Source organism: Streptomyces sp. NPDC005262, from assembly GCF_042872425.1.
Lineage (GTDB): Bacteria > Actinomycetota > Actinomycetes > Streptomycetales > Streptomycetaceae > Streptomyces.
Genome location: NZ_JBIAKK010000004.1, coordinates 224,216 through 240,662, shown reverse-complemented (window position 1 = coordinate 240,662; position 16,447 = coordinate 224,216). Strand labels below are relative to the sequence as shown.

The 16,447-nt window shown below is 71.8% G+C and carries 15 protein-coding genes; 12 read left to right on the top strand and 3 right to left on the bottom strand.

Features of this window, described 5'->3' with window-relative positions; translation table 11 throughout:
• Positions 1-572 precede the first annotated feature (572 nt).
• Together ACFYP5_RS14225 and mycP are read left to right on the top strand one after the other, a co-directional pair.
• A complete protein-coding gene (locus ACFYP5_RS14225) occupies positions 573-1,472 on the top strand; it encodes a hypothetical protein (protein WP_389034898.1) in 900 nt (299 codons plus the stop codon).
• Positions 1,469-2,677, top strand: a complete 1,209-nt coding sequence (gene mycP / locus ACFYP5_RS14220; RefSeq protein ID WP_389034895.1) for a type VII secretion-associated serine protease mycosin — start codon at positions 1,469-1,471, stop codon at positions 2,675-2,677. The genes ACFYP5_RS14225 and mycP overlap by 4 nt, the downstream gene beginning before the upstream one ends.
• Positions 2,678-2,728: 51 nt before the next feature.
• Here mycP and ACFYP5_RS14215 read toward each other — a convergent pair whose 3' ends face one another.
• Positions 2,729-3,655 (bottom strand): serine hydrolase, encoded by a 927-nt coding sequence (locus tag ACFYP5_RS14215; protein WP_389034892.1) that lies wholly within the window; start codon positions 3,653-3,655, stop codon positions 2,729-2,731.
• Between the two features lie 87 nt (positions 3,656-3,742).
• Between ACFYP5_RS14215 and ACFYP5_RS14210 the strand changes: the two genes are divergently transcribed.
• Entirely contained in the window at positions 3,743-4,471 is a 729-nt protein-coding gene (locus ACFYP5_RS14210; protein WP_389034890.1) for an SseB family protein, read from the top strand.
• A 92-nt stretch (positions 4,472-4,563) separates the two neighbouring features.
• Here ACFYP5_RS14210 and ACFYP5_RS14205 read toward each other — a convergent pair whose 3' ends face one another.
• Entirely contained in the window at positions 4,564-4,926 is a 363-nt protein-coding gene (locus ACFYP5_RS14205; RefSeq protein ID WP_030968584.1) for a DUF1844 domain-containing protein, read from the bottom strand.
• Positions 4,927-5,232: 306 nt separating this feature from the next.
• Here ACFYP5_RS14205 and infC point away from each other — a divergent pair, with 306 nt between their 5' ends.
• From infC to ACFYP5_RS14160, 9 genes are all read left to right on the top strand, one after another.
• A complete protein-coding gene (gene infC / locus ACFYP5_RS14200) occupies positions 5,233-5,982 on the top strand; it encodes a translation initiation factor IF-3 (protein ID WP_327123966.1) in 750 nt (249 codons plus the stop codon).
• Between the two features lie 120 nt (positions 5,983-6,102).
• Positions 6,103-6,297: a 50S ribosomal protein L35 gene (gene rpmI / locus ACFYP5_RS14195; protein ID WP_030918579.1), complete on the top strand. Its 195-nt coding sequence runs from the start codon at positions 6,103-6,105 to the stop codon at positions 6,295-6,297.
• Positions 6,298-6,411: 114 nt separating this feature from the next.
• Positions 6,412-6,795 carry a 50S ribosomal protein L20 gene (gene rplT, locus ACFYP5_RS14190; protein ID WP_003970214.1) on the top strand — a complete coding sequence of 128 codons (384 nt, stop codon included), beginning with the start codon at positions 6,412-6,414 and terminating at the stop codon, positions 6,793-6,795.
• 132 nt (positions 6,796-6,927) lie between these two features.
• Entirely contained in the window at positions 6,928-7,770 is an 843-nt protein-coding gene (locus ACFYP5_RS14185) for a TrmH family RNA methyltransferase (RefSeq protein WP_389034887.1), read from the top strand.
• 157 nt (positions 7,771-7,927) lie between these two features.
• The gene (locus ACFYP5_RS14180) at positions 7,928-9,040 is read left to right on the top strand and encodes an ATP-binding protein (protein WP_389034884.1); all 1,113 of its coding nucleotides are present in this window, start codon (positions 7,928-7,930) and stop codon (positions 9,038-9,040) included.
• 200 nt (positions 9,041-9,240) lie between these two features.
• On the top strand, positions 9,241-10,380 hold the full coding sequence (gene pheS / locus ACFYP5_RS14175) for a phenylalanine--tRNA ligase subunit alpha (protein ID WP_352304593.1): 1,140 nt from the start codon (positions 9,241-9,243) through the stop codon (positions 10,378-10,380).
• Positions 10,380-12,890: a phenylalanine--tRNA ligase subunit beta gene (pheT, locus tag ACFYP5_RS14170; RefSeq protein WP_389034881.1), complete on the top strand. Its 2,511-nt coding sequence runs from the start codon at positions 10,380-10,382 to the stop codon at positions 12,888-12,890. The genes pheS and pheT overlap by 1 nt, the downstream gene beginning before the upstream one ends.
• Positions 12,891-13,403: 513 nt before the next feature.
• Entirely contained in the window at positions 13,404-14,744 is a 1,341-nt protein-coding gene (locus tag ACFYP5_RS14165; RefSeq protein WP_389034879.1) for a transcriptional regulator, read from the top strand.
• A gap of 65 nt (positions 14,745-14,809) precedes the next feature.
• Entirely contained in the window at positions 14,810-15,340 is a 531-nt protein-coding gene (locus ACFYP5_RS14160) for an NUDIX domain-containing protein (protein ID WP_326602612.1), read from the top strand.
• A 101-nt stretch (positions 15,341-15,441) separates the two neighbouring features.
• On the opposite strand, the gene ACFYP5_RS14155 is transcribed toward ACFYP5_RS14160, so the two are convergent.
• Positions 15,442-16,302, bottom strand: coding sequence for a 3-hydroxybutyryl-CoA dehydrogenase (locus ACFYP5_RS14155; protein WP_384111828.1), 861 nt, complete (start codon positions 16,300-16,302; stop codon positions 15,442-15,444).
• Positions 16,303-16,447: the final 145 nt, after the last annotated feature.

Sequence of the window (16,447 nt, the reverse complement as noted above, 5' to 3'; positions counted from 1 at the left end):
TGGGTAGGGGGACGATCGGGGCAGATCTCCCCGGGGCGCGACGCCCGACTCCCGCCGGGCCCGTCGCAGCCCGTAGAGTAACGGGACGCGGTGACCAACAGGCCTGCCTGTGAAGGTGATCCGGGAGCGGTACGGAACGTGGACCAGGGGGGCGGATGAGTACCGAGGCGCAGCGCGCTCCCGTGCCGCCCCGACCGACGGCGCCACCACGCCCCGCCGCACCACCGGACGCCCACGGGAGACCGGGGCGTACGACCGGGGCGACGCCCCCGACCCAGGACCCGCAGCCGACGGCTCCGGCCCGCCATGGAACGGGCCCGGCCGACCAGGCTCCGGGTGCGCCGGCGTTCGGCGCGCCCGCACCCGCCGTTCCCGCGCAGGACGCGCCGACGCGCGAACCGCATGCCCCCGCCGCAGCTCCGAGATCCCCGCACCCGCCTGAGCCGGAACGGGTGGAGACGGCCACTCGGCTCCGCGTCGTGCCCGCTGCCGCTGCAGCCCCGGCCCCCACCGGCCCGCCCCGCCCCGGCGCGACGCCGCCCCCGCCGACCCGACGGCGACCCGTGGGAGCAGTGGATCTCACCCCGCGTCCCGGCGCGACCCCGCCGCATCCCGGCGGCTACTTCCCGCCCGCGCAGCCGCACTCCCACGCCCTGCCGTACCCCAGGCCCGAGACGCCCGCCGAGACCACCACCCGGCTGCGTCCCGTCCGTACCCGCCGCCCCGCACGGACCGCCGCCGCGGCGGCCTGTGTGGTGCTCGGGCTCGGACTGATCGGCGGAGCGGTCACCGGCAGCTGGCTCACCAGTGACTCCTCGGCCGACGCCGGTGCGCGCAATCCCTATGCCACCGGACGCACCGTCTGGCACAACGTCCCCGTGGACACCCTGTTCCCCCGCACCCTCAAGGGGGACGGCGCGGGGCCCGGCGGCGCGGACCGGGTCTGGACCCGGATCGCCGTCGCCCCGGACAGTGGCTGCACGACCGCCCTGGACCCGCTGCTGCTCAAGACGATCCGCCCGGTCGGCTGCGGTCGGCTGCTGCGCGCCACCTACGTGGACGCCACCTCCAGCAGCGTCACCACGGTCGGCATGATCTTCACCGAGGGCTCCACCGACGCCATGAGAGCGCTGAGCACCAGATTCTCCGATCAGCACCTCGACGCACGCACCGATCTGATGCCGCGTACGTACGCGGTCAAGGGCACGGTCGCCGCCGGCTTCGGCGACCGGCAGCGCGCCAGCTGGACCGTCCATGTGCTGACCGAGGTGCCGGTCGTCGTGTTCGCCGTCTCCGGGTTCGCGGACGGACGTGAGGTCGGCGATCCGCAGCCGGTCGCGAAGGCGATCGCCGCGGACGCGACCACGGCCGCCGCCCAGGCCGGCCTCGGCCATGAGGCCAAGGGCATCGCCGACCGGATCGAGCGCGGGCTGCGCCGGACCGTCACCGACCTCTCGGAGCAGCCCCGATGAACAGCCGCCGCCACCGCCGCGCCCTCGGCGCGCTCTGCGCCGCCACCGCGTTCACCCTGCTCCCCGCCGTCCCCGCCCGCGCGGACACCATCCGGCCGCAGCAGTGGGGGCTGCAGGCGCTCCACACCGACCGGGCCTGGCAGACCACCAAGGGCAGGGGCATCACCGTCGCCGTCGTCGACACCGGGGTCGACGACAGCCTTCCCGACCTGGCGGGCCAGGTGCTGCCCGGCAAGGACCTGATCGGCTTCGGCGCCGGGCGCGGCGACCGTTCCTGGGCCCGGCACGGCACCGCGATGGCCGGAATCATCGCGGGCCGCGGCCATGGTGTCGGCCGCGCCGACGGAGTGCTCGGCATCGCACCCGAGGCGAAGATCCTCCCGGTCCGGGTGATCCTCGAAGCCTCCGACCCGTCCCGCGACAAGGCCCGCGAGTCCCGCGGTACGGCCCTGGCCGACGGCATCCGCTGGGCCGCCGACCACGGCGCCGACGTCATCAACCTCTCCCTGGGCGACGACAGCGCGTCCGCGCACCCCGAGGGCGGCGAGGACGCCGCCATCCAGTACGCGCTGAAGAAGGGTGCCGTCGTCGTCGCGTCGGCGGGCAACGGGGGCGAGAAGGGTGACCACATCTCGTACCCCGCCGCCTACCCCGGTGTGATCGCGGTCGCCGCCGTCGACCGGTACGGCACCCACGCGGCCTTCTCCACCCGTCACTGGTACGCCACCGTCAGCGCTCCCGGCGTCGACATCGTCGTCCCGGCCCCCGACCGTCACTACTACATCGAGTGGGGCACATCGGCCGCCTCCGCGTTCGTCTCCGGAGCGGTCGCGCTGGTCCGGGCCGCACATCCGGGACTCACGCCCGCCCAGGTGAAGAAGCTCCTGACGGACACCGCCCGCAGTTCCCCGGAGGGCGGCCGCGACGACTCCCGGGGCTACGGCATCGTCGACCCGGCCGCCGCGATCAAGGCGGGCGGCGAGCTGCGCAAGGCCGGTCTGCGGGCAGAGGCGGAGTCGGCCGGGTCCGCCGACTCCGCGAAGGCCGGCTACCGCAAGCGGTACTTCGGTCCCGGTCCCACCGCACAGCACCGTGACGGCGGACCCGCAGGCTGGCTCGCCCCGGCCGCGGGCGGCCTGGGAGCCGTACTGCTGGCGCTGGCCGTGCTGCTGTGGCGCGACAGAAGAACCCCCGCACGCCGCTGAGGCCGTGGCGGCGACCCGGTGATCTCGTCCGGCCGCGAAGCCCGTACGCCCTCAGCGCGCCCCGTCGAGGACCCCGACGGCGGCCTTCGCGACCGACTCCACCCGCTCGATCCCCGTCGCCATCGTCTGCTGCCCGGCGGAGAGCACCGCCACCAGGTACGTGTGCCCGTTGCTCTTCACCTGCCCGATGCTGTTGATGTCCCAGAGGCCGGTGGCGCTCCGCGGCATCCACCCGTTCTTCAGCGCCCAGTCGCTGCCCGCCGCGGACACCCCCCAGTGCTGATCCGCCGCCACGTTCCGCATCAGCCCCTGCAGATAGGCACGGGAGTCCTCGGTCAGCTTCGAGTCCGTACCGAACACCGTCTTCAGCAGCACCAGCTGATCCGCCGCCGTGGTCCGGGTCAGTCCCCACGCGGCCGCGGCGGTCGTGCCGGCCAGGCCGAACCGGGTGTTGGCCGCGTCGAGCCCGGCAGCGCCGCCGACCGTCCGCAGCAGCGCGGTGGCGGCGTCGTTGTCGCTGTTCTCGATCATGGTGACGGAACGGCTGCGTTCGTACGCGGTGAGCTCCCGTCCCTGGTCCTGGGCCCGGAGCAGCAGCGCCGCGAGGATGTCGACCTTGACGATGCTCGCGGTGGCGTAGGTCCCGGTCCCGTACACCGCACCGGCCCCGACCGCGGCGTCCAGCACCGCGACCGACACGCTCGAGTCACCGGCCAGCGGCGCCACCGCGGCGGCCAGCTCCGCGTCCAGATCCACCTCGGGCTCCTCGCTCGTCACCACCGGAGCCGGCGGGCCCGGAGCCGGCGGGTCCGCGGCCGACGACACGGAGGCGACGGGGCCGGGTCCCGGTTCCGGCCACCGGCCCACCAGATACATGCCGCCGGCGACGGATCCGGCCAGCAGGAACGCGGTGGTCATGGACGCGGACAGTACGGACGTACGCATCTTCGTACTTGTCTTCGGTATCGGCAGGGTCATGGAACCGGACGCTAGGAAGGGCACCTGGCAACGGGCTGTGGTCCACCTGAGGGCTTCGTGAGAAACCGCACCGACTACGCTCACCCCGTGGCGCAGAAGAACATTCCGGACTCCGGTTACTCCGACGACGATGGCACGGCCGACCCCGCACTGACCGCGGCACTCGCCGCCTGGGCCGAGGACCGTACGGCCATCGGCCCAGTCCTCGAAGCGCTCAAGGGCGCCCGCCTCCTGGTCCCCGTCGTCGCCGTCCTCGGGGAAGTGGAGGAGGACGAGACCGGGCTGCGCCGGGAGAAGACCAGTGACATGGCCGTGCCCACGCTCCAGGCCGGGGACCGTCGCGCGCTGCCGGCCTTCACCTCGACCGCCTCGCTGGCGCTCTGGGACCCGCAGGCCCGCCCCGTCGCCGTACCCCTGCACCAGGCGCTGCAGGCCGCCGCGCACGAGAAGGCGGACACGGTGGTGCTCGATCTCGCAGGTCCCGTCGCGTTCGAGCTGACCGGCTCCGCGCTGCTCGCGCTCGCCGAGGGCCGCACCAGCGCCGACCCGCTGGACGACCCGGCGGTCACCTCCGCGGTACGCGAGGCGGTCGCCGCCGAGCCCGCGGTGATCCGCGCCCATCTCGTCCCGGGCCGGGCCGGCGGCACACTCGCCCTGGTCCTGGCGCCCGACGCGGCCCCTGCCGAAGCGGCCCACCGGGTCGCGGAGGCCCTGGCCGCCGACGAGGTGCTGCGCGCCCGGCTGGTGCGGGGTCTGGACCTGGCGCTGCTTCCGGCCGACGCGATCACGCCCGGTGAGCCCCTCTTCGCACGCTGATCACCCGACCGGCCCGCGAACGACCGTGAGCCCCCTGCCCGGACGGGCAGGGGGCTCACGGTCGTCGGAGGAAGGAAAGAGGCGGGGCGGGCTCAGCCGAAGACGGGGCCGGTGTACTTCTCACCGGGGCCCTGGCCCGGCTCGTCCGGAACGAGCGACGCCTCGCGGAACGCCAGCTGCAGCGACTTCAGACCGTCCCGCAGCGGCGCCGCGTGGAACGAGCTGATCTCGGTGGTGCTCGCGTCCAGCAGGCCGGCCAGCGCGTGGACCAGCTTGCGGGCCTCGTCGAGGTCCTTGTGCTTGTCGCCGTCCTCGGTCAGACCGAGCTTCACGGCGGCGGCGCTCATCAGATTGACGGCGACCGTCACGATCACCTCGACCGCGGGGACCTCCGCGATGTCGCGGGCCATGTCGTCGAAGCCGGGGGTTTCACTGCTGGGGGTCGCGTCACTCATGAGCCATACGATAGGCCCACGCCTGCCGGTCCCCGTCCGCGGGAGCTGCGCACGCGGTGCACGGGTCGCACCACCCCGGGGGAGCTGCTAACCTTGTGTAACGACCGGCTGGGCATCTATGTGTCCGGCCCACAAGTGGAGGCTCCGATCTCCCACCTGACCATCCTCCGGGACGGCAGGTCACCGGTCAGGTGGCGCCCATCGTTCCGTACGGACGATGGAGCCGCCCGATGCGCCCCGCGGTTGACCGCGGCGGTGTTCCGGTTTTCCAGGAGCCCCGCCTGTGTCCCGTCCGGGGCATTTTTGATGTGCTGGTGCGGTTGGTCTCAGGAAAACAGACGTTACGTGGCTGTCCGCCAGGCGGCCGCGTGGTGCTACCGAGGAGGATCCATCAGCGCCGAGCCCCGCATCAACGACCGGATTCGCGTTCCCGAGGTGCGACTTGTCGGTCCCAGCGGCGAGCAGGTCGGGATTGTTCCGCTTGCCAAGGCCCTGGAACTCGCACAGGAGTACGACCTCGACCTGGTCGAGGTGGCGGCGACCGCCCGTCCGCCCGTGTGCAAGCTCATGGACTACGGGAAGTTCAAGTACGAGTCGGCCATGAAGGCCCGTGAGGCGCGCAAGAACCAGGCGCACACGGTCATCAAGGAGATGAAGCTCCGGCCGAAGATCGACCCGCACGACTACGACACCAAGAAGGGTCACGTCGTTCGGTTCCTCAAGCAGGGCGACAAGGTCAAGATCACGATCATGTTCCGTGGTCGTGAGCAGTCCCGTCCTGAGCTGGGCTTCCGACTGCTTCAGCGTCTCGCTTCGGACGTCGAGGAACTCGGCTTCATCGAGTCGAATCCGAAGCAGGACGGCCGGAACATGATCATGGTTCTGGGCCCGCACAAGAAGAAGACCGAAGCCATGGCCGAGGCCCGTGAGGCCCAGGCCGCCCGCAAGGCGGAGCGTCAGGGCTACACGCCCGACGCCGAGGCTGCGGAAGAGGCTGCCGAGGCTCCGGCCGAAGCGCAGCCTGAGGCTTCGGCCGATACACCTTCCGAGGCGTGACCTCAGGGGGCGCCATCCAGGCGGCCCCGGGTCCCCCCGGAATTCCCACCAAGATCTGACGCCCCTGCTGTCCGGTGCCCGCACCGCGAGGGGCGCCACTGACGAGGAGAGAACGGCGCGATGCCGAAGAACAAGACGCACAGCGGTGCCAGCAAGCGCTTCAAGATCACCGGCTCCGGCAAGGTGCTCCGTGAGAAGGCCGGCAAGCGCCACCTGCTCGAGCACAAGTCGTCCAAGAAGACCCGCTCGCTGACCGGCACGGTCGTCGTGGCTCCGGCCGACGCCAAGAAGATCAAGAAGCTTCTCGGCAAGTGAGGCCGGGCCCCTGGTGAATCCGGGGGCACGACCTCTGTCACACCGGGACCAATTCGTTTCCGGGCTGGGTGAGTCGATACCGTGAACACCAGCCCCGCTACAAGGAGTTAACAAGTGGCACGCGTCAAGCGGGCAGTCAACGCCCACAAGAAGCGCCGGGCAATCCTCGAGGCCGCCAGCGGTTACCGCGGTCAGCGCTCGCGCCTGTACCGCAAGGCCAAGGAGCAGGTCACCCACTCCCTGGTCTACAACTACAACGACCGCAAGAAGCGCAAGGGCGACTTCCGTCAGCTGTGGATCCAGCGCATCAACGCCGCTGCCCGCCAGAACGGCATGACGTACAACCGCCTCATCCAGGGTCTGAAGGCCGCCAACATCGAGGTGGACCGCAAGATCCTGGCCGAGCTCGCGGTCAACGACGCCAACGCGTTCGCCGCCCTCGTCGAGGTTGCCCAGAAGGCCCTCCCGAGCGATGTCAACGCCCCGAAGGCCGCCTGATCCAGGGCACACTTCTTGGTTTTGAGCCGGACCCGCAGGCGCTCGTCGTCTGCGGGTCCGGTGCGTTGCACGACGTGTTCCGCACCGCCGCCCGATCCGTACCTCCGCACGCAGAGAGGCCCGCCGCCGACCATGGGCACCCCCGAACTGATCTCCCCGCGATCGCCGCGTGTCGCCGCCGCCCGGCGCCTTGCCAGGCGCAACTTCCGCGGCAAGGAGCGACGGTTCATCGCCGAGGGGCCGCAGGCCGTGCGCGAGGCCGCCGAGCACCGCGGCAGCGACGGTGAGCCGACGCTGATGGAGCTCTTCGCCACCGTCGAGGCGGCCGAGCGGTACGCCGGCATCGTCGACGCCGCCCACGCGGCCGGCGCCCGGGTGCACCTCGCCGACGGCGACACGCTCGCCGAGATGTCGCAGACCGTCACGCCGCAGGGCCTGATCGGTGTCTGCCGCTTCCTCGACTCGCCGTTCGAGTCCATCCTCGCCGCGAAGCCCGCCCTGGTCGCCGTCCTCGCCCATGTACGAGACCCCGGGAACGCCGGTACGGTGCTGCGCTGCGCCGACGCCGCGGGCGCCGACGCCGTCGTGCTCACGGACGCCTCCGTGGACCTGTACAACCCCAAGTCCGTGCGTGCGTCCGTCGGTTCGCTCTTCCATCTGCCGGTCGCCGTGGGTGTACCGGTCGAGCAGGCGGTGCAGGGGCTGCGGGACGCGGGCGTACGGATCCTCGCCGCCGACGGCGCGGGCGACGACGACCTCGACGACGAGCTCGACGCGGGCACCATGGGCGGGCCGACCGCCTGGGTCTTCGGCAACGAGGCCTGGGGCCTGCCGGAGGAGACCCGGGCCCTTGCCGACGCCGTCGTACGGGTACCGATCCACGGCAAGGCGGAGAGCCTCAACCTGGCCACCGCCGCGGCCGTCTGTCTGTACGCCTCGGCACGCGCCCAGCGTCCCCGCCGCACCACCGGCTGACCGCGTCCCGCGGCCCCGGCCCGTACCCGGCCGCCCGGCGCATCGCAGCGGTGCGCTGCCACAGGGTGTCGCTCTGTCACCGACGACTAGTAGGGTGACGGACTCGGGGCCCACTGCACCGGTTCGAGAGGTGGGGTACGGCAATATGGCAGTCGGCATGAGCAGGCCACGCGAGTCGCACATCGACCGCGCGGACGCGGCCGTCATCACGCTCGCGGACGGAGCCATCGACCCCGACGACCTCCCCGACGGTCTCGTCATCGCCGACGAGACGGGCCGGGTCATCTGCTTCAACTCCGCCGCCGCCCGGATCACCGCCGTCCCCCGGGCCGCCGCTCTCGGCCGCCCGCTGGAACACGCACTGCCGCTGGAGGACCTGAAGGGCCGCCGTTGGTGGGCGCTGACCGACCCGTACGGTGGCCTCGCCACCCGGGTCGGACAGCCCGAGCGGAATCTGCTGCTTCCCGGCGGCCGTGAGGTGCTGGTCTCCGCCCGGTACGTGCGCGAGTGCCCCACCGGGCCGGTACGCCGGCTGGTGATCAGCCTGCGCGGCACCGAGGCCCGCCGCCGCACCGAGCGCAGCCACGCCGAGCTGATCGCGACCGTCGCCCACGAGCTGCGCTCCCCGCTGACCTCGGTCAAGGGCTTCACCGCGACCCTGCTCGCCAAATGGGAGCGGTTCACGGACGACCAGAAGCGGCTGATGCTGGAGACCGTCGACGCCGACGCCAACCGCGTCACCCGGCTCATCGCCGAACTGCTCGACATCTCCCGGATCGACTCGGGGCGCCTGGAGCTGCGCCGCCAGCCGGTCGACCTCTCGGCCGCCGTCGAACGGCACGTCCAGGCCCTCACCGCGACCGGACTGGCCCCCGAGCGGTTCCTCGTCCGCACCCGGCAGCCGCTGCCCGCCGTCTGGGCCGACCCGGACAAGGTCGACCAGGTGCTGGGGAACCTGCTGGAAAACGCGGTGCGCCACGGCGAGGGAACCGTCACCATCGAGGTCGCACCCGCACCCGCGACCAGCGACGAGAAGGGAACGTCCGTCACCGTGAGCGACGAAGGCCCTGGCATCCCCGAGGAGTCGATGGGCCGTGTCTTCACCCGCTTCTGGCGCGGGAGCAAGCGTGGCGGGACGGGCCTGGGCCTCTACATCGTCAAGGGCATCGTGGGGGCGCACGGCGGCACGATCACGGTCGGCCGCGGGCCCGGCGGCGGTGCCGAGTTCCGATTTATTCTGCCCGTGGGGGCGCCGGCCTACCTGAAATAGGCGAGCTTGCGTAGCAATCAGGCAGGGTGGCGGTGGGCGACGGGAGGGCCTGAGCAGCCCGCGGGCTTCTTCGACCCCTCGCGGCCCTTTAGACTCGACTTTTGGCACCTTTGTGTCCTCCAGTCGTCGAGCGGGGCCACGGGGGTCCGGGGGTATCCCCCGGTAAGAGCAGTATCAGCCAATCGGAAGCACGGGAAGAGATGTCGGCACCGAACAAGTCGTACGACCCAGTCGAGGTCGAGGCACTGAAACCGGAAGAGATCGAGCGCATGCGGGACGAGGCGTTCGCCGCCTTCGCCGCCGCGGGCGACCTCGACGCGCTCGCCCAGGCGAAGACCGCGCACACCGGCGGTACCTCGCCCCTGTCGCTCGCCAACCGGGAGATCGGCGCCCTGCCGCCGCAGGCCAAGGCCGAGGCGGGCAAGCGCGTGGGCCAGGCCCGCGGCGCCGTGAGCAAGGCCCTCGCCGCCCGTCAGGCGGAGCTGGAGGCCGAGCGGGACGCCCGTGTGCTGGTCGAGGAGGCGGTGGACGTCACGCTGCCGTACGACCGCACTCCGGCCGGCGCCCGCCACCCGCTGACGACCATCATGGAGCGCGTCGCTGACGTCTTCGTGGCCATGGGCTACGAGGTCGCCGAGGGCCCCGAGGTCGAGGCGGAGTGGTTCAACTTCGACGCCCTGAACTTCGTGCCCGACCACCCGGCCCGGCAGATGCAGGACACCTTCTTCGTCCAGGGCACCACGCCCGACGGGAAGCCGACCACGGGCGACGAGTCCGGCGTCGTGCTGCGCACGCACACCTCGCCGGTCCAGGCCCGCACCCTGCTCGACCGCGAGCCGCCCGTCTACGTCGTCTGCCCGGGCCGGGTCTACCGGACCGACGAGCTCGACGCGACACACACCCCGGTCTTCCACCAGATCGAGCTGCTCGCCGTCGACGAGGGCCTCACCATGGCCGACCTCAAGGGCACCCTCGACCACATGGTCCAGGCGCTCTTCGGCCCGGACATGAAGACCCGGCTGCGGCCGAACTTCTTCCCGTTCACCGAGCCGTCCGCCGAGATGGACATGGTCTGCTACGTCTGCCGCGGCGAGTCCGTCGGCAACCCGGACCGCCCCTGCCGCACCTGCGGCAGCGAGGGCTGGATCGAGCTCGGCGGCTGCGGCATGGTCAACCCCAAGGTGCTCATCGCCTGCGGTGTCGACCCCCAGAAGTACAGCGGGTTCGCCTTCGGGTTCGGCATCGAGCGGATGCTGATGTTCCGCCACAACGTAGAAGACATGCGAGACATGGTCGAGGGTGACGTCCGGTTCACCCGGCCGTTCGGGATGGAGATCTGATGCGCGTCCCGCTTTCCTGGCTGCGGGAGTACGTCGACCTGCCGGCGACGGAGACCGGCCGTGACGTACAGGCCAAGCTCGTGGCCGTCGGTCTCGAGGTGGAGACCGTCGAGCAGATCGGCGCCGGTCTCAAGGGCCCCCTGGTCGTCGGACAGGTACTGACCATCGAGGAGCTGGAGGGGTTCAAGAAGCCCATCCGCTTCTGCACCGTCGACGTCGGCTCCGCCAACGGCACCGGTGAGCCGCAGGAGATCGTCTGCGGAGCCCGTAACTTTGCTGTCGGCGACAAGGTCGTCGTGGTCCTCCCGGGCGCCGTGCTGCCCGGCGACTTCGCGATCGCCGCACGCAAGACGTACGGCAGGACCTCGCACGGCATGATCTGCTCCACCGACGAGCTCGGCATGGGCGACGACGGTACGCACGGCATCATCGTGCTGCCGCCGGAGCACGAGGTCGGCACCGACGCGATCGAGCTGCTCGAGCTCGTCGACGAGGTCCTCGACATCGCCGTCACGCCCGACCGCGGCTACTGCCTCTCCATGCGTGGCGTGGCCCGCGAGACCGCCATCGCGTACGGGCTGCCGCTGCGCGACCCGGCGCTCCTGGACGTTCCCGCGCCGAACGCGTTCGGTTACCCGGTGAAGATCGCCGACCCGATCGGCTGCGACAGGTTCACCGCGCGCACCGTGGTCGGCCTGGAGCCCGAGGCGCGTTCCCCGATCTGGCTGCAGCGCAGGCTGCAGAAGGCCGGGATGCGCCCGATCTCGCTCGCCGTCGACATCACCAACTACGTGATGCTGGAGCTCGGCCAGCCGCTGCACGCCTACGACCGCACCTGCGTCGAAGGACCGATCGGGGTGCGCCGCGCCCAGCAGGGCGAGAAGCTCACCACGCTCGACGGGGCGGTCCGCGTCCTCGACGCCGAGGACCTGGTCATCACCGACGACCGCGGCCCGATCGGCCTCGCGGGCGTCATGGGCGGCGCCAACACGGAGATCGCCGACGTCAGGAACGGTGAGAACACCACCGAGATCGTCATCGAGGCCGCCCACTTCGACGCGATCTCGATCGCCCGGACCGCGCGTCGCCACAAGCTGGCCTCCGAGGCGTCCAAGCGCTTCGAGCGCGGCGTCGACCCGCAGGCCGCGGCCGCTGCCGCGCAGCGCACCGTCGACCTGCTGGTGCTGCTCGCCGGCGGCACCGCCGAGGCCGGTGTCACCGAGGTCACCGCCCCGTCGGCGCCCCGCACCATCGCGATGCCCGCGGACCATCCCGACCGGGTGGCCGGTGTCGGATACGGCCGCGAGACCGTCGTACGCCGCCTCCAGCAGGTCGGCTGCGACGTCTACGGGCAGGACGAGCTCCTCGTCACCGTGCCGTCCTGGCGGCCCGACCTGAGCGAGCCGAACGACCTCGCCGAAGAGGTCATCCGGCTCGAGGGGTACGAGAACCTTCCGTCCACCCTGCCGACGCCGCCGTCCGGCCGCGGACTCACCGACCGCCAGCGGCTGCACCGCAGGTTCGGCCGGGCCCTGGCCGGAGCCGGTTATGTCGAGGCGCTGAACTACCCGTTCATCGGCGACGCCGTGCTCGACCAGCTCGGACTCGACGCCGACGACGCCCGCCGCCGTACGGTCAAGCTCGTCAACCCGCTCTCCGACGAGGAGCCGGCGCTGCGCACCACGCTGCTGCCGGGCCTGCTCGGCGCACTGCGGCGCAACGACGGCCGCGGCAGTCACGACCTCGCGCTCTTCGAGACCGGTCTGGTGTTCAGGCCGACCGGCGACGAGACGCAGACCGAGCGGCTGACCGTCGACCGCCGTCCCACCGACGACGAGATCGCCGGCCTGAATGCCGCACTGCCGCGTCAGCCGCGCCGCGCCGCGGTCGTCCTCGCGGGGGCGCGTGAGCAGGCCAGCTGGTGGGGCAAGGGACGCCCGGCCGACTGGGCGGACTCCATCGAGGCCGCCCGCACGATCGCCCGTGAGGCCGGCGTCGAGCTGATCGTCCGCGGCGACCAGCACGCGCCGTGGCACCCCGGCCGCTGCGCCGCGCTGTTCGTGACGCTCGGCGGCGAGGAGACGCTCGTCGGACACGCCGGAGAGCTGCACCCGCGTGTCATCAAGGAGCTCCACCTGCCCGAGCGGACCTGCGCCATGGAGATCGAGCTCGACCTCCTGGAGCAGGCCGTCGACGGTGCGCTCCAGGCGCCGCGGATCTCCACCTTCCCGGTGGCGACCCAGGACGTCGCGCTGATCGTCGCGCAGGACGTGCCCGCCACCACGGTGGAGGAGGCACTGCGTGCCGGCGCCGGTCAACTTCTCGAATCGCTGCGGTTGTTCGACGTCTTCACCGGCGAGCAGATCGGCGAGGGCAAGAAGTCGCTGGCGTACGCGCTGCGGTTCCGGGCCCCGGACCGCACGCTGACCGTCGACGAGGCCACGGCCGCCCGCGACGCGGCGGTCGCGCTGGCTGCCGAGCGGACCGGTGCGGTGCTGCGCGGAGCGTAGTAGGCCCACGGCGACCGTCCGGAGGGTGCGCGTGCCCTCCGGACGCGATCTCGCCCATGGCCTTGGCGGCATGGGAGGGAACCCGCGACGGGCCCGGAGGCAGTGGTGAGGAGGGGGCGTATCCGGTGGACGGATACGCCCCCTCCTCCTGTGCTCGCCGAACGGCGGGGGACCGCACGCGGGCCCCGTCCCGGCCCGGGGGAACCCGGTTCCGGTACGGCCCCGCAGCCACCCTCCGATCAGTGGGCAGTGGGTCGTGCGATCCGGCGCCGCCCGCGCTGCCACGGAGTGTCGGGCAGGTCGGCAGGGCGAACGGCGCGGGTGCGGGTCGTCGACTGTACGAGGGGGAGCAGACGACCCGGCCGCCTCTTGCGAGGCGACTGATTCAACCGATCGGCGCCCGGGCGCAACAGAGTGCGCAGCGGGACGGTTCGGGCATTCCGTTCACACCCCGTGTGAAACGTGCTCCACTGGGGCGACACGCCTCAAGGCGTGTCCGGCGGAGGAGGGGCAATGGAGCCCAATATTCTGCTCGAGGCCCTGATCGACGAGGCGGGCGTCTCCCGGGCGGGCCTCGCCGCGCACGTCAATCGGGCCGGGCGTGCCCGGGGGCTGTCCCTGCGGTACGAGCACACCGCCGTGGCACGCTGGTTGAAGGGCCAGCGTCCGCGCGGCCAGGTGCCCGACCTGATCTGTGAGGTGCTCGGCGACCGGCTGCACCGGCCGGTTTCACTCGACGACGTCGGGATGGCGTGCGCCGGCGGCAGTGCACCCGTTCCGGCCTCCACGCTCACCGGGTTCGTCGAGCGGGCCACCGCGCTGTGGCGCTCCGACGAACAGCAGCGCCCGCACGTCCTCGCCTCGGCGGCCGTCACCGGTACGACGGCGGTGATGCCGGTCTGGGAGTGGGAGAACCCGCCGGAGGACGCCGATGTCTCCCGTGCCGGTACGACCCGTGTCTCCCCGGCCGACATAGCGATGCTGCGTGCGGCCCGTTCCCACTACGAACTGATGTACCGCAGGGCAGGCGGCATCGCGACCCGTTCCCGCATCGTCGGTTTCCTCAACGCCGAGACCGCCCCGCTGCTGCGCGGCGGCTACAGCGATGCGCTGGGCCGCCAGTTGCACCGGGCGACCGGTGGGCTGGTGGCCGTCGCGGGCATCTGCGCCTACGACTCCGACGCGCACGGTCTTGCCCAGCGCTACTTCCACCAGGCGCTGCGGCTGGCCAAGGCGAGCGCGGACCGGGGGCTCGGCGGGTATGTGATCGCCCTGCTCGTCAACCAGTCGCTGTTCCTGGCGGAGTACCGGCAGTCCGTCGCGTTCGCGGAGGCGGCGCTGCGGGCCGCGGGCGGGGACATCACACCCGCGCTGGCCGCCGATCTGTACGCGATGCAGGCCAAGGCGTACGCCCATCTCGGCGACGGCCGGAGCGCCCTGGAGTGCATCCGGCGCGCCGAGTCGGAGGCCGGACGGATCCGTCCCGGGCGCGAGCCCGACGAGACGGGGTACGTCGAGCCGGGCCTGGTCAATGTGCAGGTGGCCGAGGCGCTGCTCCGCCTCGGTGATCTGTCGGGGGCGCGGGAGCACGCCGCAGCGGCGGTACGGACGCCGGCGCACGACCGGGGCCGCGTGCACAGGCTGGCCATGCTGACCCATATCGAACTGAGGCAGGGGGAGGCGGACCGGGCGGCCCGCACGGCGGCCGAGATGGCGGAACGGGTCCGGGGGGTGGAGTCGCAGCGGTTGCGGGACCGGCTGCGGGCGGTGCGCGAGGATCTGATCGCGAGCGGCTGCGCCGACGCGGATCGGGCCGCCGAACTCATCGAAGGAGCGCTGCGCGTACCGATCTGAACGTTCCCCTCCGGCGCTGCTCCTGCTGCGATGTAGCCACCAACACGTCGGAAGGTGGCAGAACCGTGCAGTGGACGAATCTGAACGAACAAACCGTGTATGAAAACCGCTGGTTCCGGGTCAATCTGGCGGACGTCGCACTCCCCGACGGCCGACACCTCGACCACTACCTCGTGCGGCTGCGCCCTGTCGCCGCGGCAACCGTCGTCAACGAGGCCAATGAGGTACTCCTGCTGTGGCGGCACCGGTTCATCACCGACAGCTGGGGGTGGGAACTGGCCGCGGGCGTCGTCGAGGACGGCGAGGACATCGCCGCCGCGGCCGCCCGGGAGATGGAGGAGGAGACCGGCTGGCGCCCCGGCCCGCTGCGCCCGCTGCTGACCGTGGAGCCGTCGAACGGCCTCACCGACGCCCGGCACCACCTCTACTGGGCTCAGGAGGCCAGCTGGACCGGGCACCCGCAGGACGACTTCGAGTCGTCGCGACGCGAGTGGATACCGCTCAAGCTGGTGCCCGACATGATCGCCCGGGGCGAGGTCCCGGCCGCCAACATGGTGGCCGGGCTGATGATGCTCCATCACTTACGGCTGGGGTGAGCCCGGACCCCCGCCGGGACGGCACCAGGGCTCCGTGACAGCCACGCACGCGGGGCCGGCCGGGGCGTCCCCGGCCGGCCCCGTGCGGCCCCGATCAGCGGTCAGGAGTACGGGTAGAAGCCCGAGCCCGTCTTGCGGCCGAGCCGGCCCGCGTCCACCATCCGCTGGAGCAGCGGGGGAGCGGCGTACAGCGGCTCCTTGAACTCGGCGTACATCGAGTCGGCGACCGAGGCCACGGTGTCCAGACCGATCAGGTCGGAGAGCTTCAGCGGGCCCATCGGGTGGGCGCAGCCGAGCTCCATGCCGTTGTCGATGTCCTCGCGACTGGCGATCCCCGACTCGAACATCCGGATCGCGGAGAGCAGATACGGGATCAGCAGCGCGTTGACGACGAAGCCGGAGCGGTCCTGGGCGCGGATCGGGTGCTTGTCGAGCACGTCCTGCACCAGGGCCTCGGCGCGGGTGACCGTCTCGTCGGACGTGGTCAGCGCGGGGATCAGCTCGACGAGCTTCTGCACCGGGGCCGGGTTGAAGAAGTGGATGCCGATGACCTGGTCCGGGCGGGAGGTCGCTACGGCCAGCTTCACCAGCGGGATGGACGAGGTGTTGGAGGCCAGGATCGCGTCCCGCCGGGTCACCACCTGGTCGAGCACCTGGAAGATCTCGGTCTTGACCTGCTCGTTCTCCACGACGGCCTCGATGACGAGATCGCGGTCCGCGAACTCGCCGAGGTCGGTGGTGAAGCTGAGGCGACCGAGTGTCTCGTCGCGCTCCTCCTCCGTGATCTTGCCGCGTTCGGCGGCCTTGGAGAGGGAGTTGTGGAGCCGGGTGCGACCGATCTCCAGCGCCTCGCCGGTGGTCTCGGCCACCTTGACCTCGAGGCCGCTGCGGGCGCACACCTCCGCGATGCCTGCGCCCATCTGGCCACAGCCCACCACTCCGACGCGTGCAATGTCGGCCATAGAGTCCGTCACCTCGTGCCTTTCGCTGATCTCCGTTCGGCGGACACCCGTCTGATTCCGGGCCCTGCCTCGACCCCCCGACGTTACTCCGCGACCTATGGACCATGACGGGCCGGGGCGGGCATGCTCAGCGTTACGCCCGATA